This window comes from Mesorhizobium newzealandense (assembly GCF_042682145.1).
GTDB lineage: Bacteria > Pseudomonadota > Alphaproteobacteria > Rhizobiales > Rhizobiaceae > Mesorhizobium > Mesorhizobium newzealandense.
The window spans coordinates 820,808-841,875 of record NZ_JBHUGZ010000007.1 but is presented as its reverse complement, the minus strand read 5'-3'; the positions used below and the strand labels follow the sequence as shown (position 1 = coordinate 841,875).

The 21,068-nt window shown below is 62.6% G+C and carries 19 protein-coding genes, 1 tRNA gene and 1 pseudogene; 9 read left to right on the top strand and 12 right to left on the bottom strand.

Features of this window, described 5'->3' with window-relative positions; genetic code table 11:
* Positions 1-188: 188 nt before the first annotated feature.
* The 3 genes from ACFSOZ_RS12985 to ACFSOZ_RS12975 all read right to left on the bottom strand — a co-directional run bounded on the left by ACFSOZ_RS12985 (position 189) and on the right by ACFSOZ_RS12975 (position 2,958).
* Complete coding sequence (locus ACFSOZ_RS12985; RefSeq protein ID WP_379098092.1) at positions 189-1,211, bottom strand: glycosyltransferase family 4 protein; 1,023 nt, start codon at positions 1,209-1,211, stop codon at positions 189-191.
* On the bottom strand, positions 1,175-2,032 hold the full coding sequence (locus tag ACFSOZ_RS12980) for a glycosyltransferase family 2 protein (protein ID WP_379098089.1): 858 nt from the start codon (positions 2,030-2,032) through the stop codon (positions 1,175-1,177). The genes ACFSOZ_RS12985 and ACFSOZ_RS12980 overlap by 37 nt, the downstream gene beginning before the upstream one ends.
* 251 nt (positions 2,033-2,283) lie before the next feature.
* Positions 2,284-2,958, bottom strand: a complete 675-nt coding sequence (locus ACFSOZ_RS12975; protein ID WP_379098086.1) for a peroxiredoxin-like family protein — start codon at positions 2,956-2,958, stop codon at positions 2,284-2,286.
* Positions 2,959-3,072: 114 nt separating this feature from the next.
* Here ACFSOZ_RS12975 and ACFSOZ_RS12970 point away from each other — a divergent pair, with 114 nt between their 5' ends.
* A complete protein-coding gene (locus tag ACFSOZ_RS12970) occupies positions 3,073-3,486 on the top strand; it encodes an RraA family protein (RefSeq protein WP_379098200.1) in 414 nt (137 codons plus the stop codon).
* Positions 3,487-3,576: 90 nt separating this feature from the next.
* Here ACFSOZ_RS12970 and ACFSOZ_RS12965 read toward each other — a convergent pair.
* Positions 3,577-3,834 (bottom strand): annotated as a pseudogene (locus tag ACFSOZ_RS12965) (GcrA family cell cycle regulator); the annotation flags it as partial.
* 457 nt (positions 3,835-4,291) lie between these two features.
* Between ACFSOZ_RS12965 and ACFSOZ_RS12960 the strand changes: the two are divergent.
* Complete coding sequence (locus tag ACFSOZ_RS12960; protein ID WP_379098083.1) at positions 4,292-4,645, top strand: hypothetical protein; 354 nt, start codon at positions 4,292-4,294, stop codon at positions 4,643-4,645.
* 194 nt (positions 4,646-4,839) lie between these two features.
* Here the strand turns inward: ACFSOZ_RS12960 and ACFSOZ_RS12955 are convergent.
* Positions 4,840-4,914 (bottom strand) — tRNA-Val (locus tag ACFSOZ_RS12955).
* Positions 4,915-5,057: 143 nt separating this feature from the next.
* A complete protein-coding gene (locus ACFSOZ_RS12950; RefSeq protein ID WP_379098080.1) occupies positions 5,058-5,738 on the bottom strand; it encodes a phosphoglycolate phosphatase in 681 nt (226 codons plus the stop codon).
* 361 nt (positions 5,739-6,099) lie between these two features.
* Here ACFSOZ_RS12950 and rpiA point away from each other — a divergent pair, with 361 nt between their 5' ends.
* The 4 genes from rpiA (at position 6,100) to ACFSOZ_RS12930 (ending at position 10,151) form a co-directional block, all read left to right on the top strand.
* Positions 6,100-6,831: a ribose-5-phosphate isomerase RpiA gene (gene rpiA / locus ACFSOZ_RS12945; protein WP_379098077.1), complete on the top strand. Its 732-nt coding sequence runs from the start codon at positions 6,100-6,102 to the stop codon at positions 6,829-6,831.
* A complete protein-coding gene (locus ACFSOZ_RS12940) occupies positions 6,818-7,438 on the top strand; it encodes a DUF2059 domain-containing protein (RefSeq protein ID WP_379098074.1) in 621 nt (206 codons plus the stop codon). Before rpiA ends, ACFSOZ_RS12940 begins: the two co-directional genes overlap by 14 nt.
* A 116-nt stretch (positions 7,439-7,554) precedes the next feature.
* Positions 7,555-8,943 (top strand): glutathione-disulfide reductase, encoded by a 1,389-nt coding sequence (gor, locus tag ACFSOZ_RS12935; protein WP_379098071.1) that lies wholly within the window; start codon positions 7,555-7,557, stop codon positions 8,941-8,943.
* A gap of 44 nt (positions 8,944-8,987) precedes the next feature.
* Positions 8,988-10,151, top strand: a complete 1,164-nt coding sequence (locus ACFSOZ_RS12930; RefSeq protein WP_379098068.1) for a serine hydrolase domain-containing protein — start codon at positions 8,988-8,990, stop codon at positions 10,149-10,151.
* 61 nt (positions 10,152-10,212) lie between these two features.
* On the opposite strand, the gene mgtE is transcribed toward ACFSOZ_RS12930, so the two are convergent.
* Both mgtE and ACFSOZ_RS12920 read right to left on the bottom strand, forming a co-directional pair.
* On the bottom strand, positions 10,213-11,577 hold the full coding sequence (gene mgtE, locus ACFSOZ_RS12925; protein WP_379098065.1) for a magnesium transporter: 1,365 nt from the start codon (positions 11,575-11,577) through the stop codon (positions 10,213-10,215).
* A gap of 273 nt (positions 11,578-11,850) precedes the next feature.
* Positions 11,851-13,743 (bottom strand): ABC transporter ATP-binding protein/permease, encoded by a 1,893-nt coding sequence (locus ACFSOZ_RS12920; RefSeq protein ID WP_379098062.1) that lies wholly within the window; start codon positions 13,741-13,743, stop codon positions 11,851-11,853.
* A 672-nt stretch (positions 13,744-14,415) separates the two neighbouring features.
* Between ACFSOZ_RS12920 and ACFSOZ_RS12915 the strand changes: the two genes are divergently transcribed.
* Positions 14,416-14,844: a hypothetical protein gene (locus ACFSOZ_RS12915; RefSeq protein WP_379098060.1), complete on the top strand. Its 429-nt coding sequence runs from the start codon at positions 14,416-14,418 to the stop codon at positions 14,842-14,844.
* 46 nt (positions 14,845-14,890) lie between these two features.
* Here the strand turns inward: ACFSOZ_RS12915 and ACFSOZ_RS12910 are convergent, their stop codons facing one another.
* Positions 14,891-15,571 (bottom strand): DsbA family oxidoreductase, encoded by a 681-nt coding sequence (locus ACFSOZ_RS12910; protein WP_379098057.1) that lies wholly within the window; start codon positions 15,569-15,571, stop codon positions 14,891-14,893.
* 17 nt (positions 15,572-15,588) lie between these two features.
* Positions 15,589-17,409: an extracellular solute-binding protein gene (locus ACFSOZ_RS12905; protein ID WP_379098055.1), complete on the bottom strand. Its 1,821-nt coding sequence runs from the start codon at positions 17,407-17,409 to the stop codon at positions 15,589-15,591.
* Positions 17,410-17,641: 232 nt separating this feature from the next.
* Between ACFSOZ_RS12905 and ACFSOZ_RS12900 the strand changes: the two genes are divergently transcribed.
* On the top strand, positions 17,642-18,271 hold the full coding sequence (locus tag ACFSOZ_RS12900) for an invasion associated locus B family protein (RefSeq protein WP_379098052.1): 630 nt from the start codon (positions 17,642-17,644) through the stop codon (positions 18,269-18,271).
* Positions 18,272-18,344: 73 nt separating this feature from the next.
* On the opposite strand, the gene hspQ is transcribed toward ACFSOZ_RS12900, so the two are convergent.
* Complete coding sequence (gene hspQ, locus ACFSOZ_RS12895; protein ID WP_379098049.1) at positions 18,345-18,668, bottom strand: heat shock protein HspQ; 324 nt, start codon at positions 18,666-18,668, stop codon at positions 18,345-18,347.
* A 175-nt stretch (positions 18,669-18,843) separates the two neighbouring features.
* Entirely contained in the window at positions 18,844-20,052 is a 1,209-nt protein-coding gene (locus ACFSOZ_RS12890; RefSeq protein ID WP_379098046.1) for a UbiH/UbiF family hydroxylase, read from the bottom strand.
* A gap of 70 nt (positions 20,053-20,122) precedes the next feature.
* Here ACFSOZ_RS12890 and ACFSOZ_RS12885 point away from each other — a divergent pair, with 70 nt between their 5' ends.
* On the top strand, positions 20,123-21,061 hold the full coding sequence (locus ACFSOZ_RS12885) for a DUF2182 domain-containing protein (RefSeq protein WP_379098043.1): 939 nt from the start codon (positions 20,123-20,125) through the stop codon (positions 21,059-21,061).
* The last annotated feature ends 7 nt before the right edge of the window (positions 21,062-21,068 follow it).

Sequence of the window (21,068 nt, the reverse complement as noted above, 5' to 3'; positions counted from 1 at the left end):
CCTCGAGCGACATAGCTGCAAAACAGAAAATTCCGTGCGGCTGGGCAGATGCCCCTTTTCGGCATCATCGGGACCCAGCAAACCCGGGAACCGGCCAGGTCGTTCGGCCGTGCCGCCTCGTCAACCTTGCTGAGCGAGGTATGGGAAGAGAGCAAGGGTCCGGGAAATCTCGAATGGCGCTACAAAGGTCAGGTTTGGCAGGGCACGTCTGAAGCTGCACATCTCACAGGCTCGACCGTTCCGCCTGCGGTGAGCAACGAGGTAAACATGTGCGCGTAGTTCTCCGCCTGCACGCTCCAATCCCACTCTCGGATCGTCTCGATCATGCGGACGGCCATCCGCGACCGGAGCGATGGCGTGCCCCGCAACAGGGCGAGCTTGTTCGCAAGCCCCTCCGCAGTTCCATCGAAGAACAGCCCGTTGTCGCCATCCCTAATCAGCTCGGGCATGTTGCCCACACGGGTCGTCACCACGGGGACACCGCACGCCGCCGCCTCCAGGCAAGGATTGGGAGTGCCTTCGCTGCGACTGGCGCAGACATAAACGTCGAGATCCCGATAGAAGTCGAGCATCTCGTCATGGCTACGCCAGTGTTGCTCCCGAATGGCAGTCAGTAGTCGCGCGCCCGGCACGGCAGCGACCGCGGGCTCAATGACGTCGTGGAAGCCGCGATGTGCCGGACCATGGTTGCCGAGACTTCCCGCCCATCCGACGCGGAGCTCGTCAGAACAGGGTTGTGGTTCTTGTGGCGGACAAAAGAATGTCGTGTCGACTCCATTGGGCGTGTAGTGGACCGGAACACGCAGTAGAGGAGCGTATTCGCGCTCGAGCCGCCGATTGTTGACAAAGACGGCGCGCGCCAGCCGGTTCAGGGTAGCGAGCCCGCGCTCGCGGAATTCGCCCTCCAGCTCTGCGTGGCTGCAGATCCCGATGACCAGCCTGTCAGACCGCCGGGCGAGGACCGATTCCGGCAGGGGCAGCTTCGCGATCTCGAGCCAATAGAAGATCAGCACGATGTCCGCCGCGTCTACGTCGGACTCAGTCACATCATGCTGAAATCGTTGGACGATCTCGAACTTTCTTGCCAGCACGCGCCGGAGATTTTGGGTCTTGCGATCGATCGCCCAGCCGGGTCGGTCAGCGATCGCCAGGATGCGGGGGAGGCGTACATCGCTCACGAGGCGTACCGCTCGAGCCAGTGCGCCGACCATGGATTGGCCTCGTCCAGATCGTCGTCCGTGACAGTGGCGCGCACCTGGGTAGCGTCCGGCAGCCGGATATCCTCTGATCGCAAGCGGGGTCGCCATCCGTGCCAACCAAGATCAATGACCTCCTCGCTCAGGTATCGGCGGCCAGCATATTTGCGCGCGGCGTGCTCTGCGCTCAGGAACAGATAATGCTTCATGCGAAAACGCTCGGGGTAGAGCCTCACCGGACCCCCGAAGCGTACGCGATGGCCGCCTGACCACGCAATCTCCATGGGGCCGTCCTGTTTCTTGTACGCACGGACGCAGTGTGGGGAGGACGGCCGGAACGGGTAGTAGGTGCGCAGCGTGTCTTGATAATTGAGATTGTCGTGATTGGGGGCTTCCCGCGTTGGAATGAACGTGAACTCGGAAAACTCGATCGCGTTGCAGCCGAGTGCGTCGGCCGCCGCAATGGCGGAGACCAACGATGAGTGCGAAGTCGGCGGAAGGTGGATCTCGTCAGCGTCAAGGTGCATGAACCAGTCTGCTTCGAGCGACTGAAAGAGTTCCTCTTTGCGACGAAGAAGGTCCTCCCAGCAATACCAGCCGTTATGCGGGATGCTTTCGACTCCTATCAATCCGGCCCCGCGGTAGCGCTGGACAATCTCAAGCGTTCGGTCCGTCGACTGATTGTCGCAGACGTAGACCTGCACGCCTTGACGAAAGAGGTTCTCGAGACATCCGGCGACGAACCGTTCTTCGTTCCGTGTTGTAAGAACCGCGACGACTCGCGGGGAACTGCGATCAAGCGCAGCATTTGCAATGTGGGTGTCGAGATCGACCAAGTCCCTCGATCCTTCGTCGTGTGTTTGCGGATTCAGCCTAAAGACTCAGAGCGGCCATGCCAAGGAAGTGCAACACGCGCTCATAGCGGTTCCCGTCGCGATCGCAAGCCATTCCGGACGCCCACCACCGATAGCCAAATCAGCATCGACGACTGGGGGAAACGCTTCGCGCCGATGCGCGTCGACCCCGGCTCGAACCAACGGGTTGCATAACACCTGCTATCCGTGCACCCGCTCAGCGCACTGCGCCGCTACTGACCAATATGCGACGCGACCGACATCATCGCCTCAGAGTTCGGGTGGGCGCCCAAGCCGCCATCGAAAACTTCGGAGAACGTCCAGCGAACGACGCCGTCGCGGTCGAGCAGGAACTGGCCCATGAGCTGGCCCACGCCGGTCGCCATCATTTGCTGGTCCGCTTCAGTGATATCGTAATTGTCTTTTTTGTTCAGATATTCGAGCGTGGCAAACGGATCCATCGGCTCAGGCATTTCGCCTGGCACGTTGAGCCGCATCGCCTTCACATCGCTCATTGAGACCTTGTGCGGCAGTGCGCTCTCGCCCTCGGTTATTTCCATATTGGGCAATCCAAAGGCGCGGTGTGAAACGCGCTCCGGATCGGATGCAGCAAGCAAGCCAACCATCGGATGGTAGCGGAGATAAAGGCGCGCCCGCTCGATGGGCGTGTTCACCACCGTGAGGGTTTCGATGCCCTTTGCGTTAAGGGCTGGTGTGAGCAGCGAAACCGTCGCGATATGACGCCTGCAAAACGGACAATGCAGACCTCGATACAGCCCAACCAGCACTGGCTTCTCGCCGCGGAAATCGTCGATAGCTACCTTGCCCTCGCGAGTAATTGCGTCGAGTACGAAATTGGGCGCTCGTTCACCCAGTTGCAGAGGGCCTACGTCGGCGCGGTCAGACATGCTTGATCCTCCTCCCGGGTCAATCCAGTAACGAAAGCGCGGCGGTACTTCCGGCTCCAGCCCGTGTTCGGCACACACTTCCTGTGCGTGTTGAAATTGCAATATAGCACAGAGATGGGCGGACGTTGGGACGCTACCTTGGTGTCGGCACTTTCCGAGCCTGATTTCCGGCCATTTTCGCGTCTTCATCACGGACGGCCTCGTCCGCGTGTTGTCGGAATCGAGGCTGTCGGGCTGCCGATTTACTGTGCCGGGATCATCGCGAACGCGCCGGCGCGCAATGGTCCAGGCACTGTCGGATTTCCGGTGGTGTTGGGAGGCGTGACTATCTCGCCGGGAGACATACTGGTCGGCGACCGCGATGGCGTCGCCGTGGTGCCACGCCTGGCGGCTGAGACAGTGCTGGCGCGGCTAGCCGCCGTCAGGGCGGCCGAGCAGGCTCTTGATGCCCAGGTGCGCCAAGGTCTGGAAATGCCCGACTTCGCTGAGGCCGTCCTCAAGTCTGACAGGTCGCGCTTCGTTGACTGAAATTGGTCGCCGAATTGCAAAAGAGATTTGAGGGCCGACGCAATAGCCCCACCGCCAGCGCGCGGAGCACTTAGCCCACCAAAACGTAACCTATGCGGCGCGTCGTTGAGCGGGGTGGAGGCCTGAACGGGTTCGACGAGGGTCGACGGCGGTCACGATGCTGTGGTGGTGATCGCAATAGACACGATCCTGCGAAGTTGGCCCGGCACAAAAACGGTAACCGCCGGGTACTGACGCGTCTTCGCTCACCGGGAAGCGGCACTGATAGACGCCCAGCTGAATGAGGGGGACGTCTCTCGAAGTTGGTCTGATTTTTTCAGGCATGGTTTTCAGGTTCCTGGTTAATGGCCATTGCCGGCTGACGGCCGCAGTGCGACAGCGTCAAGGCGAGCTTCTCTCGTTTTGGAGGGCTATGGATCACCATATGGTGTTGGTCGCGGCGTCGATGAAGCCCCGAGGCCCTGCTTTGGGAAGCCAGTTGTTGCGACTTAAGGCCACACTTGGCGCCGGGGTGCTGTTGACAGCGCGAAGGCACCCGGCGGGCGATGTTGTCGTCCCACCGATCGCTCCGCCCCGGGCTAATCGGCAGGCGGGGGTGAGGGGTGGGGGCCCATCGCGCTGCGCGCATCCGGTTTTCAAGGCCCTCAACCAGTCGGCCCGAGGAGGGCGGGCTGCGGGAGCGAATACATTTTGTCAGCAGACAGTTTTGTCAGCAGACAGCGTGGTCGCGTCCCAGGGCATCTCTCCGAACCGTTGCGCCGGTGCTATGGTGTGCCTTCATGATCAGACAGCAGGGATATGAGGCATGCCCGAAGTCACCCGCCGTACACTTCTTGCGTTCGCCGCCGTGGCCTCGGTCGTTGAACCGGCGTTTTCTGAAGGGGAAGGGGCCTCACCCGAATTGCGGGCGCTGATCGGAGCCCATGAAGCCAGCTATGTCGGGCTTCACAGGGTTGTTCATCAAGCCGGCAGCAGCAGCCACGAACGCAAGAGGGCAGACCGGGTTGAACAGGAAGCATTGCTGGCCATCTGCTCCTATCCGGCGATCAGCCGAGGCGATCGCCGGGCTAAGGCCGAGTACCTGTTGACCGCTGAGGCTCGGGGTGAACTCGACCTGGAAGAGCACATGCAGGCCATCCTGCACTCGATGAAGCGCTGATCGCGGCTCGACCGGCGCATCTCCACCAGACATCGCTTCACCACCATGGCGACAAGCGGGTCGGGCACGCCGTTGTGTTATCGACATCCTGATGGGAAGGCCGGGGCCAAACTGATGAACGACGCTTTCAGGGCGTTGGTGGAAGATTTTGATCGGCGATTGAGGCAGCCGCAAATCGACTGCGGTACGGAGTTTGGTGGGCGATGCAGGGATTGAACCTGCGACCCCACCCGTGTGAAGGGTGTGCTCTCCCGCTGAGCTAATCGCCCGCTCGTTGCCCGAAGGCCAAGCGAGCCGCGATATAAGGGAGGCAGGTGCGGGAAGTCAAGGCAGTGTCCGGCGTTCCGGCACAGATCGGATTGTCGCCCTTTCGGGCCTGTTTCCGACGTGACGCCCGGCCGCTTTCCCGTCACTATCCCGCTGCGGCAATCAGCCTTTGCGACAGATCGAGCGTCAGCGCGTCGAAATGCGAGATCACCGCGGAAGGCTCGAACTCCCGCACATGGCGGTCGGTGTAGCCGAAATCGACCGCCACCACCGGAATGCCGGCGGCCTTGGCGGTGTCGATGTCGGTCTGCGAATCGCCGACCATCAGGGCGCGGTGCGGGTCGCCGCCGGCCAGCTTGATGGTCTCGATGAGATGGCGCGGGTCGGGCTTGCGGAATGCGAACGTGTCCTGTCCGGCGATTGCGGCGAAGTGCCTGGTCAGGCCGAGCGCCTCGATCAGCGCCAGCGAGTTGGCTTCGTATTTGTTGGTGCAGATGGCCAGGAGATAGCCGGCATTCTCGAAACGCGCGATCGCCTCGATGACACCGGGGTAGGGGCGCGATTTGCCGGGGATGTTGTCGGTGTAGTGGTCGAGGAAAAGCTTCAGCAGCCGGTCGTGTTCGTCGACATCGAGCGATCGCTGCTGCGCTGCGTGCGCTCGCTCGATCATCACACGGCCGCCGTGACCGACATAGCGCTTGAAGCCGGCCTCGTCGACCGCCGCGATGTGGCTGGCGGCAAGGCTGTGGTTCAGGCTGTCGAGCAGGTCCGGCGCTGTATCGACCAGCGTACCGTCGAGGTCGAACACGATGATCGGGCGAGTCATGGTCTGTCCTGCGCAGATTTGTACAAGGGGGAGGCGATAAAGGCTGCGGCGCGTCAAGGCAAGCCGGCTTGGCAAAGCTCGCCCAGGCAGGCCTAGGGGCCGGACATTTCGCGGCGAGTCGCCAGACATGAAAAACCCGCCAGGGCGGCGGGTCGTTGGCGCAAATCAGCACCATGGACAAATATCTACCATAGCTGCCGTCACCAGGTCAAGAAAAAATTCCTATCGGGCTGCCCGCGCTCACTGTCCGCGCGTGCACAACATGCCTCTCGCCAACGGCAGCAGGCCACCGCCAAGGGCTTTGACCCCGCCGGCAAAAATGCTACGAGCCCGGCAGCGAATTTCCGGGGCAATAACCGACATGGATGCAAGACAGTTGAAGGTCGAAGCCGCAAGGGCAGCACTCGCCCATGTGAGCGACGGCATGCGGCTCGGCATCGGCACCGGCACCACCGCCGAAGAGTTCGTGCGGCTGCTTGCCAAGAAGGTTGCCACCGGCATGACCATCATCGGCGTGCCGACTTCGGAGCGCACCGCGTCGCTCTGCCGCGAGCTTGGCGTGCCGCTGTCGACGCTGGAGGAAACGCCGCAGCTCGACCTCACCGTCGATGGCGCCGACGAGGTCGACCCGGAGCTGACCCTGATCAAGGGCGGCGGCGGCGCGCTGCTGCGCGAGAAGATCGTCGCAGCCGCGTCCCAGCGCATGATCGTCATTGCCGACCGGTCCAAGATGGTCGAGACGCTCGGCCGTTTTCCACTGCCGATCGAAGTCAATAAGTTCGGTCTGCGCGCCACCGAAATCGCGATTGGCGCCGCGGCTGAAAAGCTCGGTCTTGCCGGTCCGGTCATATTGAGGATGACGGGGGACCAGGCTTTTGTTACAGACGGCGGCCATTTTATCCTCGATGCATCTTTTGGCCGCATTCCGGATACAAGAGCGCTTTCGAATGCTCTCCACGCCATTCCGGGCGTGGTCGAGCATGGTCTTTTCATCGGGCTGGCGTCAGCGGCCATCATCGCCGGCGGCGACGGTATCCAAACTGTCCATGCCGCCCGAAAACCAGGGAGTTCTACCGATCATGATGTTGCATAACCGGGTTCGCAGCCTTTGCGCCGTTCTGGCGGCTTCGGCTGTTTTGGCCTTCTCTTCGCCGGCGTTTTCGCAGGATGTCACGGACTCGCACCTGAAGGCCGCCCGCGCGGCGGTCACGGCGATCCACGCCACCGACCCGTTCGACAACATCCTGCCGCAGGCCGCGGCCGCGCTCGAATCGCAGCTGATCCAGAAGAACCCGGACATGCAGGAGCTGATCGGCAAGACCATCAACGAGAAGGCGCTGGGGCTGGCCTCGCGCCGCGCCGACCTCGAGAAGGAAGCAGCACTCGCCTACGCAAAAGTGTTCTCCGAAAAGGAACTGACCGACATCGCCGCCTTCTACAGTTCCGATTCGGGCAAGAAGCTGTTGGACAGCGGTCCGATCGTGACGCGCGAACTGGTGAAGGCAGCCGACATCTGGCAGAACGGCCTCGCCCGCGATCTCGCCCAGCAGGTCGGCGAAACGCTGGCCGCGGCCGCCAAGGCAAAGGCGCCGGCGCCGGCAGCACCTGCCGATGCGGCAGCGCCGGCAGACGGAGCAGCACCTGCGGATGGTGCCGCACCCGCCGACGGTTCGGCCCCGGCAGACGACACGCAGAACTGATCCTGCGTTTCCAAACGGCCTTGCGGCCATCGATGAAGCCCGGCTTGTCCGGGCTTTTCTTTTGCTGCCTGGCAGCCTACCTGTCTCTGGATTTCTGAAGCTTGAGGAGCCGCTCCATGGCCGGTTACGACTACGATCTTTTCGTCATCGGCGGCGGCTCGGGCGGGGTGAGGGCGGCGCGCGTGGCGGCGGCACTCGGCAAGCGCGTCGGCATCGCCGAGGAGTACCGCTATGGCGGCACCTGCGTCATCAGGGGCTGCGTGCCGAAAAAGCTCTATGTCTATGCCTCGCAATTTCCCGAGCATTTTGCCGACGCCGCCGGCTATGGCTGGACGGTGCCGGAGGCCAGTTTCGACTGGCAGACGCTGGTCGCCAACAAGGATCGCGAGATCAGCCGGCTGGAGGCGATCTACAAGAGGAATGTCGAGGGCGCCGGCGGCGAGGCCTTTCACTCGCGCGCCATGATCATCGATCCGCATGTCGTGCATCTCCTGGGCGAGGATCGCGCCGTCACCGCCGACCAGATCCTGATCGCCACCGGCGGCCGCCCGGCGGCGCATCCGGCGCTGCCCGGTCACGAACATTGCATCTTTTCCAACGAGGCTTTCGATCTCAAGAAGCTGCCCAAGGCAATCATGATCGAAGGCGGCGGCTACATCGCCGTTGAGTTCGCCAACATTTTCCACGGCCTCGGCGTCGACACCACCCTTGTCTACCGCGGCAAGGAGATCCTCAGCCGGTTCGACATGGATCTGCGGCGCATGCTGCACGAGACGATGGAAAAGAAGGGGATCAAGATCCTCTGCCATTCCGTGTCCGAATGGATCCGCAAGCGGCCGGACGGCCGGCTCGACGCGCTCGTCACCGGCGGCAAGGTGCTGACGGTCGACCAGGTGATGCTGGCCATCGGCCGCATCCCCAACACCGAGAATATGGGCCTGGAAGGCATCGGCCTAGAGATGACCAAGACCGGCGCGATCGCGGTCGACCAATACTCGCGCACCAACATCGACAACATCTGGGCGATCGGCGACGTCACCAACCGCGTGCAGCTGACGCCGGTGGCGATCCACGAGGCGATGTGTTTCATCGAAACCGCCTTCAAGGGAAATCCGACGGCGCCCGACCACGAGACGATCGCGACTGCCGTCTTTTCACAGCCCGAAATCGGCACGGTCGGCCTGTCGGAAGACGATGCCGTCAAACGCTTCCCCGACATCGAGATCTACCGCGCCACGTTCCGGCCGATGCGGCACACGCTATCCGGTCGCGACGAGAAGATGCTGATGAAGCTGGTGGTCGATGGCGCGTCGAAGAGAGTGCTCGGCGCGCACATACTGGGGCCGGATGCCGGCGAGATGGCGCAGCTTCTCGGCATTCCGCTGAAAGCCGGCCTGACCAAGGATGATTTCGACCGCACGATGGCGGTGCATCCGACAGCGGCGGAAGAACTGGTCACCATGTACAAGCCGACCTACCACGTGAAGAACGGCCAGCGCGTCTGAGCTTTCGCCTGTCGCCGGTTCGCTCGTCGTCAAGGGAGCAATCAATGCACGCAACCACCGCTCCCGCGCCCCTCGACCATGACTTTGGCCGACGCGTCGATCAGGTTGTCGACAGGGCCATCGAGCCGGAGCGCATCGTCGGCGCCGTGATCCTTGTCGCCCGACGCGGCGAGATCCTTTACAGCCGCGCCGCCGGCTTTGCCGACCGCGAATCGAAGAAACCGATGACGGCGGACGCGATCTTCCGGCTGGCGTCGGTCACCAAACCCGTCGTCGCGACAGCGGCCCTTGCTCTTGTCGAAGCCGGTGCGATCGGCCTCGATGATCCCATAACGAAGTTCATCCCTGAATTCCGGCCGAAGCTGGCGGATGGCAGCGAGCCCGTCATCACCATCCGACAGCTGCTGACGCACACCGCTGGCCTGACCTATGGTTTCCGCGAGGCGGCCGACGGACCCTACCATCGCGCCGGGGTCTCCGACGGCCTCGACCAGCCGGGCCTTTCCATGACCGAGAATCTCAGCCGCATCGCCTCGGTGCCGCTGTCCTGTGCACCGGGAACAGGCTGGGGCTATTCGGTGGCGATGGATGTGCTGGGCGAGGCCATGGCGAGAGCCACTGGCGCCACCCTGCCGGAGCTGATCGATCGCCTGGTCGTCCAGCCGCTTGGAATGGATGACGCAGCCTTTGTCGTGCGCGATCGATCACGGCTGGTGACGCCTTACGCCGATGGACCCGACAAGGCCATCGCGATGGGCGAGCACCATCGCGTGCCCTTCGGCGACGGCGCCATCTCATTCTCGCCGGGGCGTGTCTTCTCCCTCGCTTCCTTCGCCTCAGGCGGCACCGGCATGAACGGCTTGGCTGGCGATGTCCTCAAGCTGCTCGAGGCGCTGCGCGCCGGAGGTGGGCCCGCTATCCGCCCGGAAACGGCCGCGGCGATGACCACGGACGCGATAGCGGGCCTGGAAACCACCATACCCGGCTGGGGCTGGGGTCTCGGATTTGGCGTCCTGCGCGACCCGATTGCCGCGTCGACGCCCCAGGCCGCCGGCACATGGCGCTGGGGCGGCGTGTACGGTCATTCCCGGTTCGTGGATCCGAAATTGGACCTGACGGTGGTCGCCCTGACCAACACGGCGATCGCCGGCATGGTGGGCGCCTTCCCCGATGCACTGCGCGACGCGATCTATGGCCGGCAGGCCTGAGACGGGCAGGGCGAACCCCACCGCCGGCCGTTGCTGCCGGCGGCGGAGAATAGGGGAGCTGCTACAGCAGCGTGCCGCGCAGGATCACCAGCGCCACCGAGAAATAGATCACCAGCCCGGTGACATCGACCAGCGTGGCGACGAACGGAGCCGATGCGCTGGCCGGATCAAAGCCGATGCGTTTCAAGGCAAACGGCAGCATCGACCCCGACAGCGAGCCGAAGGTGACGATGCCGACCAGTGCCGCGCCGACCGTGGTGGCGATCAGCGGCCAGTGCGGGCCATAGTCGTAGAAGCCCATATATTGCCAGAGCGCGATGCGGCAGATGCCGACCACGCCAAGCATGGCGCCGAGAACGAGGCCGGTGGGCAGCTCGCGCAGCGCCACCCGCCACCAGTCGCCAAGCCCGATCTCGCGCAACGCCATCGCCCGGATGACCAGCGAGGTCGCCTGCGATCCGGAATTGCCGCCGGAACTCATGATCAGCGGGATGAACAGCGTCAGCACGATCGCCTTTTCCAGCTCGCCCTCGTAGCTCTGCATGGCGTTGGCCGTCAGCATCTCGCTGATGAACAGCGCGCACAGCCAGCCGCCGCGCTTCTTGATCATGGCGAGGAAGCTCATCTTCATGTACGGCTCGTCGAGCGCCTCCATGCCGCCGAAACGATGCGCGTCCTCGGTCGTCTCCTCGATCATCGTGTCGATGATGTCGTCGATGGTGACGATGCCGAGGATCTTGCCGTGGTCGACGACCGGGACGGCAAGCAGGTCGTATTTCGAGATCGTCTGCGCCAGGGTCTCGCGATCGGTCAGCGGGGAGACCGTCACCGGTGCGCGATCCGGCGCCACGGTCATGATCGAGTCCTCCGGCTCACCGGTGATCAGCCGGCGCAGGCCGGTCGACCGCACCAGGAGATGCGTTTGCGGATCGACGATGTAAATCGCGTAGACGGTTTCGCGCGTCCGCTCGACCTTGCGGATGTAGTCGAGCGTGCGGCCTACGGTCCAGTCCGAGGGCACGCTGACGAATTCCGTCGTCATGATCGATGCGGCGCTGCCTTGGGGATAGCCGAGAATGGCAAGCAGCGTGGCACGCAGCGGTGGTGCAAGCCCGCCGAGCAGCTCGGAACGGGCCGGTTCCTCAAGCTCGCGCAGGATGTCGGCGGCGCGGTCGACCGACATGGCGGTGAGCAGCTTGCCCGCCTTGGCGCGCGGCAGCGCCTCCATGAGCTCGGACGCGCTGTCGAGTTCAGGCTGATCGAAGATTTCGACCAGCCGCTCGAACGTCACTTCACAAAGCAGTTCCGTCGCGGTTTCTCGCGGCTCCCTGTTCAGGGCCTCGACAATGTCGGCGACGTGATCGTTGGCTAGGATACGGGCGACTGCGACGGCTTCGTCGCTCGCCACCGGGGCAAATTCGTTCATGGCTCACTCCTTGCCGCCCGGCAGGACGTGAACCATGTGAGGTCACGTCTAGGCGGACGGCGGTTGCGTTCGACTGTGACTGTCGCCAGGCATGGCGCGGTGACCTTTCCGCTTGCGGGTTCGCGTTTGACTATCTGCAAGCGGGCGCAACATAGGAGCGCGCCTTGCCGAGTCAATCGCAGTGAGGACGGAAAACGGGGCCGAACGGCTTCGATCGCGACACTGTGATCACGGGCCGCGGCATGAACCTGTTTGACCGAGGTTGAAGCGTCGTTATTTCTGCTTCAGCCGGCGCGAGAAGCGCAGCCACTTGTCCTCGACCGGCCTTGGCTGGGCGAGAATGGTGGTGAGTTCGACAGGCAGGGTCGGAACCAGGGGCTTCTTGGTGGCGACGCCGTCGGCGATCGCGACGATGCTGTGATAGAATTCGCTGCCGGTCTGCGATCTCGGCGCCACCGCCTCGTGCATGACGCTGATCACCGTGACATCGGGACAGTTGTCCTTGATCGCCTGATGGAAGGCAATCTTGCCCTCCGGATCGAGCGCGCCGGTCGCCTCGTCGAGGAACAGCAGCCCTGGCTGCTGCAGCACGATGCGTGCCACCACCAGCTTCTGTTTCTGGCCGCCCGACAGAACCTGGTCCCAGCTTTTGCCTTCACGGCTTCCTTCGGCCAAATGCGAGATGAAGTCGCCAAGGCCGGCCTTGTACAGCGCCGCCGCGACCTGCGCGTCGCTATGACCGTGCTCGGAGCCCGGCAGGCAGACCAGCTGTTTCAGCGATACCGGCTGCAGCTTGACCTCCTGGGCGGCATAGAAACTCTTCACCCCCTCGGGGAAGACGATGGTGCCATGGCCATAGGGCCACAGGCCGTTGATCGCCTTGATCAGCGAGGTCTTGCCGCAACCGGACTCGCCCTTCAGGAAGGTCCACTCGCCACGCCGGAAGCGCAAATTGGCGGCGCTGAGGAAAGGCGTCGCGTCCTCGCCCTGATGCGCCAGTTCGAGCTTCTGGATGGTCAGGCCGAAAACCGGGTTCTGGCTGGCGTAGTGGAAATCGGAGCGACCGGTCTGGCTGTAGAACTCCTGCGGGTGCTGGACATTCTCGATCGCCTCCGCGAGTTCGGTCACGCGCTGGCTGTTGGCACGCAGCGTGGCGATGGCCGGCATGACGTGGATGAACCACGAACATTGGCCGATCAGCGAATTGACCAGCTCGGAGCCGGTTATGTAGCCCTTGAGATCGAGACCGTTGTGGATGAATGGCACCAGGCCGGGTCCGTAGGCGACAACGCGGGCGCCGATGAAATTGTAGATCAGCTCGAACGACATGTAGATGGTGTTGACGATGTTCAGCCGCGTCCATGTGCCGTCGATATCGACATAGAGCCGGCCATGCATGGTCCTCTGCACGCCTTCGCCCTGAGACGCCGCAACATGGAAGCTGCGGCGCAGGAACGTCGTCAGCTCGCCGCGATAGCTGCCTTCGGCTTGTTGCATCCTGACGTTGAGGCGCTCGAGCAGGCCGCCGAGCTTGACCGCAATCCATGTGTTAAAGGGGACGTAAATGGCGACCGCCAGCAGAGCAAGGGCGGCGCTGCCATAGCTTCCCAAGAACTCAAGTCCCTTCACCTCCACCGAGTTTTTCAGCAATGCGCCGCCAACAAAGTAGAACGAGGTGAAGACACTGAATACGCCCATGGCAAGCCCGATGGCGCCGCCGGTCATGTCCTTGATGGATTCCTGGACGCGCTGGTCGATGTTGTCGGGCGCGGGCGTGCCGCTGCCGGTCGACGCGTGCTGGGCATGAAAATGCGTATGGTTGGTGTCCAGCAATGCCTCGTTGAAGCGGCTGTCCAGCCAGCCGCGCCATTTGCGGTGCAATGTCGCCGAGACAAGATTGCGGATGCCGGTAAAGCCAGCGTCCTTGAGCACGACCAGCATCACGAGGATGCCGGCATTGACCAGCAGCGTGTGAAGCGGGGTGGTGTTGGCGGCATCGTGGAAGAAGGCGATCGAGTTGACCAGCTCGCCGGAGGCTTCGGCGAACCAGACTCCGGCCTTGCTGGACAGCGCCGTGAGCAGCGCGATCACCAGCGTCAGAGTCCAGGCTTCCTTCCACCGGTCCGAGACCCAGTAAGCCCGCATCAGGCCCCAGAAGCTGCGCATCGACGATACCGGCGTCAGAAGCGATGGCCTTGCGGCATCGCGAGGTGTTTTTTCCGGTACTGACTCTTGCGATGGTCTAACGACCCGAATCACGATCCCGCCCAAACCTTTTTTGTTTTGTTACGGATGGTAACACCAATTGATCATTTTCTATTAATTTTTAAAGCTGGCCAAAGGGATTACCCTGGTAGCCGTTGCGCTGAGGCAACAGATTGCAGGAGTGCAAGGCTCTCAAACCGATCGGAAGAAACGGAATATCGCCATTGATTTCAAAACGTTGTTGGCTCGAGCGGGCTGTCGGAGAAGCTTCCCTTGGGGAAGCCTTCCACACAGTTTTGTGAACTTGAAAATCTCATGGAGTGGTAAATTTCCTCATCGGGGACGGACCGGAATCACCGAAAATGCGCCGTTCGCGCTCTCGCCAGGCTTGCCGTCCTGCCTTGTCGGAGGCTGAAAAGTGACTGGAAATGGTCGTTGCAGCGGCGTCTGTCGATCACCGCTTCGCCGATCTCGAAACGAACATGATTCACCAGGTCGTCACCCGCGCGGGGCGGCATTCCACCCTGGTCAGATCCGGAAACGCGTTTGACAATTCCTTGGTTCGGGATTGAACCTTGCCGGGTCCTGTCGGCACCAATGCATGTCCGGTTCTCCAAGCAAGGAAGCTTCCCAATGCTCGTACGCGCGGCCGCAATCCTGGCCCTCTTCGCCTGGCTGCCCCTGGCGCATGCTGCCGAACAGAGCATTCCGGCGGGCGCCGAGGGCCAGATCGAGTTCAACACGCCGTCCGGCAACATCGGCTGCATCTACACGGCGAAGGGCGGCACCAGCACCTATCAGCCACAGGACGGCGGCCCGGAACTCAGTTGCTCACGCGTCGAGCCGAGCTATGTCACCATCATCCTGGGCCCCAAGGGTCCGGCGACACTGATCAAGAACCCCGGCGAGCAACCTTGCTGCAGCGATGTCACCAGGCTCGCCTACGGCAACAGCTGGAGCGCCGGGCCGTTCTCGTGCCAGTCATCGACCAAGGGGCTGACCTGCACGGCCACAAACGGCCACGGATTTTTTATCAGCAAGGCCAAGGTGACGGTGAAGTGACGTCTGCTCTTGTCGCATGCGCAGGAGCGCAGGAGGGTGGTTGGCCTCAGCCGACCTTTTCCAATTCGCCGCGCGCCTTGGCAGCCGCCACCTGACGGATGGCATCGGCCAGGGTGTCGACGTCCTGCGCGCCCATGACCGCGTATTTGCCCTCGAGCAGGAAGCACGGCACGCCTGATATGCCCATGCGCGACGCGGTGGCGATCTCGGTGCGGACCGCCTCGACATCGGCCTCGGTCGGCAAGAGCGTGGCAACCACGGATGCATCCATGCCGGCCTCGCGCGCGGCTTCGACCAGCACTGTGTGGTCGCCGATGTCAGCGCCTTCCTCGAAATTGAGCTGGAACAGGCGGCGCACCAGCCTGTTCTGCACGGCGTCGCCGGCGACACCCGCCCAGCGGATCAGGCGGTGCGCATCGAGCGTGTTCGGCGCCACCTTGATGGCGTCGAAGGCGAAGGAAATGCCTTCGGCTTCGCCCAGCGGTTCGATGCGGGCATGAATTTCGCGAATGCGCTCGTCGCTGCCGAATTTGGCCAGCATGTACTCGTGCCGATCCTTGCCCCGCGGCGGAATGGTCGGGTCGAGCTGGAACGGCCGCCAGCGGACATGCACCTCGGTATCGCCGACAGCTGATATCGCCTTGTCTAGCCGCTTCTGACCGATGAAGCACCATGGGCAGACGACGTCGGACACCACGTCGACGGTGATGGCGTTCAGCTCGCCCATCTCGATCTCCTGAATCTTCAGTTCGGCTTGCGCCACCAGCTTGGCAGTTGATACCCAAATATGGGCGTCTTTTGCGGATGTTCCAGATAGTTCCAGTAGGCAATCCATTGCTGCGTGTTGTACTGCGTCGGCACCATGTAATTGCCGGAGATCAGCAACCGGTCGAGCACGCGGACGGCGGCGACGTAATCTTCTTTCGACCGGGCTCGCAGCATCGCGTCGATCGCCGCGTCCACCGCCGGATCGGCGACCCCGGCCAGGTTGAACGACCCTTCGGCCTTGGCCGCCTCGGATCCCCAGCGTCCTAGCTGTTCGATGCCTGGCGACAACGAATTGTTGAAGCCACTCGAACCGATCAAAGCCTCGAAATCGAAGCGCTGCTTGCGCGACTGGATCTGGTCGCCGTCGAGGCTGCGAATCGTCACATCGATGCCGATCTTCTCCAGCGTGCGCTGGTAGATGCCGGCAAGACGCTCCTCATCCTGCGAAGCGACCAGAATCTCGAAGCCGAAGGGTTTGCCGTCGGGATCGAGCATTGTCCCGTCCTGCACATGATAGCCGATGCTTTTCAAGAGATCGAAGGCCGCTTTCAGCACTTTGCGATCCTGCCCTGACCCGTCGGTGACCGGTGGCCGGTACGTGCCGTCCATGACATCGGCCGGTACGCGGCCGGGGTAGGGCGCCAGAAGGGCTTTTTCCCTGTCGTCGGCCGGGTGGCCGAGCGCGGAAAGCTCGGAATTCTGCCAGTAACTCATCGCGCGCGCATATTTGCCGCCGAACAGGTTCTTGTTGGCCCATTCGAAGTCGTAGAGCATGCCGAGTGCACGCCGCACCACAGGGTTGGCGAATTTCTGCAGCCGCATGTTGAACAGGAAACCGGTCACCACGGGCGGAATGCCGGTGTCGAAGGTTTCGGCAACCACATCGCCCTTGTGGAAGGCCGGAAAATCGAGATCGCGCTCGCGCTTGACCGGATCGCTGTCGTCGTCGATGGCGCAAAGGCCTTTCTTGAACGCTTCGAGCTTGGCGTTGGCGTTGAGGAAATACTCGATGGTGATCTGGTCGTAATTGTCGAAACCGCGCTTGGCGGGGATGTCCTTGCCCCAATAGTCCGGATTGCGCTTGAAAACGATGCGTTGTCCAGGCTGTACCTGCGCAACGGTGTAGGGCCCGCTGCCGATCAGCGGCTTCAGCGTCGTCTTGTCGAAGGTCTCCTTGTTGATGGCATGTTTCGGCAGGATCGGCGTCAGCGCAATGATCAACGGCGTCTCACGATTGGCCTTGTCGTTGAAGGTGAAACGGACACTGTGGTCGCCGGTCTTTTCCAGCTTGGCGATCAGGCTCATCCGCGCGCTGTAGGGCGGTCGACCCTTGTCGGTATAGACATCATAGGTGAACAGCACATCCTCCGGCGTCACCGGCTCACCGTCCGACCATTTGGCTTTCGGGTTCAGATGGAATTCGATGCTCTTGCGCTCGGGATCCATGTCGGCGGTGTCGGCAAGCAAGCCGTACAGGCTGAAAGGCTCATCGTAGTTGCGCTGCATCAGCGGCTCGAAGACGAGATTGCCGTAGTTTTGGTCCATCATGCCGCGCGCCGTCGTGCGCAGGCTCTTGAGGATGAAGGGATTGAGGTTGTCGAAACTGCCGACGACGCAATAGGTGATCGAGCCACCCTTCGGCGCATCCGGATTGACGTAGTCGAAATGCGTGTAGTCGGGCGGCAGCGCCGGTTCGCCCTGCATGGCGATGGCGTGCTTCGGCTCCGAGGCGGCCGGCTGATGCGAAAGGGCGAGAAATGATATCGCGGTGATCAGCCAAACAAGAACGCGGCCCATGACCGTCTCCTTACTGGGTCGGCTTGATGATTCGATGCGCACCCTAGCATGAGGCAGCTGTGCGCCGGCCAACGGCGTCATCAAGAATTACAAGTGGCGGGCTGGATTCGACATCGCTTGCAGTGTAACACGCCGTCCGAAGTCATCCTGTTGCCTCATTTCGGCAACAGGTAGCTGGACCGCACGGCACGAAGAAGCCGGTCCTGGGATCATTTGAGAGGAAATGCACGACATGACGAGCCTGAACAGCAACGCGTACCGCCTGTCGGTCATGGCCGCTGGCGTGGTCGGCTTTCTGGGCGCAGGACTTCCCGCTGCTTCCGCACAGCAGCAACAGCAGATTCCGCAAGGCTGGTTCAAAGCCTGCACCAAGCAGGAAGACGTCGACATCTGCAACGTCCAGAACATCACCACCGCCGGCAACGGCCAGCTGATCACCGGCGTCAGCCTGATCGAGCTGAAGGGCAAGGTGAACCGCAAGGTGTTCCAGGTAACGGTCCCGACCGGCCGTCTTGTGCCTCCCGGCATTGGCCTGCAGATCGATACCGGCAAGGCCGTGAAGCTTGATTACGTCATCTGCTTCCCGGATCGTTGCGTGGCTGAAGTGCCGCTGACCGACCAGCTTGTCGGTGCCTTCAAGAAGGGCCAGGCGATCACATTGACCTCGGTCAATTTCCAGAACCAGCCCAATCCGATCAAGATCGCCCTGCAGGGCTTCAGCGGCGCCTATGACGGCCCGCCGCTGCAGCAGTCCGACATCGAGGACCGGCAGAAGAAGCTTCAGGATTTTGTCGCCAAGAACAACCAGGATTTCGCCAAGAAGCTCAAGGAAGAGCAGGACAAGGCGAAGACCGCCAACTGATCGGCCGATATTTGTCGGCTCATAAAAAAAGCGGGGTCATGCCCCGCTTTTTTTGCGCCGGTCGCTCGGTCGGTCAATGCCTTGATTGCCGTTTCGGCTCGTAGCGCCCGTCCGGCCTCTTGTCGAACATCTCCTTGATCTGCGAATGCCGGACCGGCTCGCCCGACTGATCCTCGAGCAAATTCTGCTCGGAGACATAGGCGATGTACTCGGTTTCCGAATTCTCGGCGAGCAGGTGATAGAAAGGCTGATCCTTGCGCGGCCGCACGTCGGCGGGGATGGCTTCGTACCATTCGTCGGTGTTGGCGAATTGCGGATCGACGTCGAAAATGATGCCCTTGAAGGGAAACAGCCGGTGTCGAACCACCTGTCCGATTGCGAATTTGGCTGTTTTCATCGTACTCACCACTGAATTCCTTAGCTTTATCTGGCGCAGGCTGCGCGTCAATTCAATCCCGAAGCGCTTGAACGCATTGAAGCTACGCGCGAAGCGACGCAAAGGTTTTGCCGCATACTGCTGATGTCGACGATCGTCGATGATGCAGACTGTCGGAATGTCCGGGAGATCGCTGTCAGCGCGCTGGCCTTCGCAGGCCGCCCGCCAGCGCCGCGAAGCCGCTGCCGGGACGAAGCCCTTCGCGCATGAAAAAGGCGCGAAGCGGCGCGAAGCCGCCGAGCACGCCGAGCCCGGCAACACGGGCCATCTGGGCCGGCAGCATGTCGGAAAGCAGCGACATGTTGAGCAGATTGACCGCGCTGCTGCGCGCCAGAATATCGGGGCGGCGCTTGAAATCGTAGGCTGCAAGGGCCTTGGCAGTGCCGGGATCGGTACGGTTTTCACCAGCAATACCAACGAGATCGTCGATATCCCTGATACCGAGATTGAGGCCTTGCGCGCCGATCGGCGGAAATACGTGGGCGGCTTCGCCGACAAGCGCCACACGCTCCCGCGCGAAACGCAGCGGCGTCACCGCCGACAGCGGGTAGATCTGCCGGCCCGGCTCGACCGTCACCCGGCCCAGCATCGACTGCATCTGCCGTTCGACCCGCAGCGAAAGCGTTGCATCGTCCAATGCGGCGAGTTCCGTTGCGGTCTCGGGCTTCACCACCCAGACAAGGCTTGAGCGATTGCCGGGCAGCGGGACCTGCGTGAACGGACCGGTCTCGGTGTGGAATTCGGTCGAGGTGAAGGCGTGGTCGCCACTGTGACGAAAATTGACGACCAAAGCTGCCTGCGGGTAGGAGCGGGCCGAGGTCGAGATGCCGGCCGCCTCGCGCGCCGGCGACAGCCGGCCGTCGGCGGCGACCGCCAGGGAAGCATCCACCTTGCTGCCGTCGGTCAGGACGGCACGGACATACTCGGCATCGAGATGCCAACTCGCCACCATCGCCCGTCGCCATTCGATACCGGTATGCGCGGCAACAGTGCTGGCGAGCGCCGGATTGAGGACGCTGTTGGGCAGGTTCAGCCCGAACTGGTCTTCGTCGATCTCGCTGGCGCGGAAGGTGACGACGGGGCTGCGGATCAGCCGGCTGGTCGCGTCGACGATGCGCATCACCTTCAACGGCGCTGCCTTGGGCCTGATGGCTTCGAGCACGCCCAGCCGCGCAAGCACCTGCAAGGCAGGGTTCATCAAGGCCGTCGTGCGGCCATCGGGGGCAGAAGCTTCGGGCCCGACCAGCGTCACCGGGAAACCGGCATCGGCGAAAGCGAGCGCCGCGATCAGCCCTGCCGGCCCCGTGCCAGCAACCAGTATCCGCGCAGTTTTCTGATGCTCCAAGATCGGCTTCCGGCTTGCTATGCGAGGCAGCCCACCCGACCTGCCAGTCGATCAGCATATAGGTCAATTCATGCCGCTTGATCAACGTGGCGATTCGGCCCATTCGAATGTCATGACCGGCCAGCACGACGACTTCAGCCATCTCGACCGCGCCGGCCGCGCCATGGCGAACATCGCGCGCAATCCTCGCGTCACGGTAAATGTCGTTGTCGGCGCCTGTATCCTGCTTGCCTGGCTGTTCCTCGCCGCGATGGCGATCCGCAGCGCCGAAGGTCGGATTGCAGGCGCCGGCGCCCCTGGCGACGCGCTCCTGCGCAACCTGCCGCCACTGCCGTTGCCGGACTTCCTGGAGCGGTTCTTCGCGCTCTGCCTCTCGCCGGCGCCGCTGGACGGAAGTCTCGGTCAGCAAACCGGCGCGCTGGTTTTGATGTGGTTCCTGATGGCGATCGCGACCATGCTGCCTTCGGCCGCGCCGATGATCCGCACCTATTGCGAGATCGCCGACACGGCTCGAACCAAGGGCGAGACGGTCGCCCATCCCCTGGTGCTGGTTGCCGGCTACCTCAGCGTCTGGCTCGCCGCCTCGGCGATGTTCGCGGCGCTGACCTTGGCCGCCCATGTGTCCACCTCGTCAGGTGCTCTGCTCGACCCGTTCATCGGCTTTGCCGGCGCGCTCGCCCTGTTGATTGCCGGCCTCTACCAGTTCAGCGGCCTGAAGGAAGCCTGCCTGAAGAAATGCAGGAACCCGTTCTCCATCCTGTTCGCGAACTGGAGCACGAGGCCTGTCCGCGTCTTCCGGCTCGGCATCGTCCAAGGCGTGTGGTGCCTCGGCTGCTGCTGGGCGTTGATGCTGGTGATGTTCGCCGTCGGGGTGATGAACGTCTTCTGGATGGCGTTGATCGGGCTGTTCACCCTGATCGAAAAACAAACGGCAAGCAGGGTGCCAACCCGGCTGGCCGGTGCGATACTGCTTGTCTGGGCAGCGGCGCTGCTAGTAGTCTCGCTATGAGTGGGGG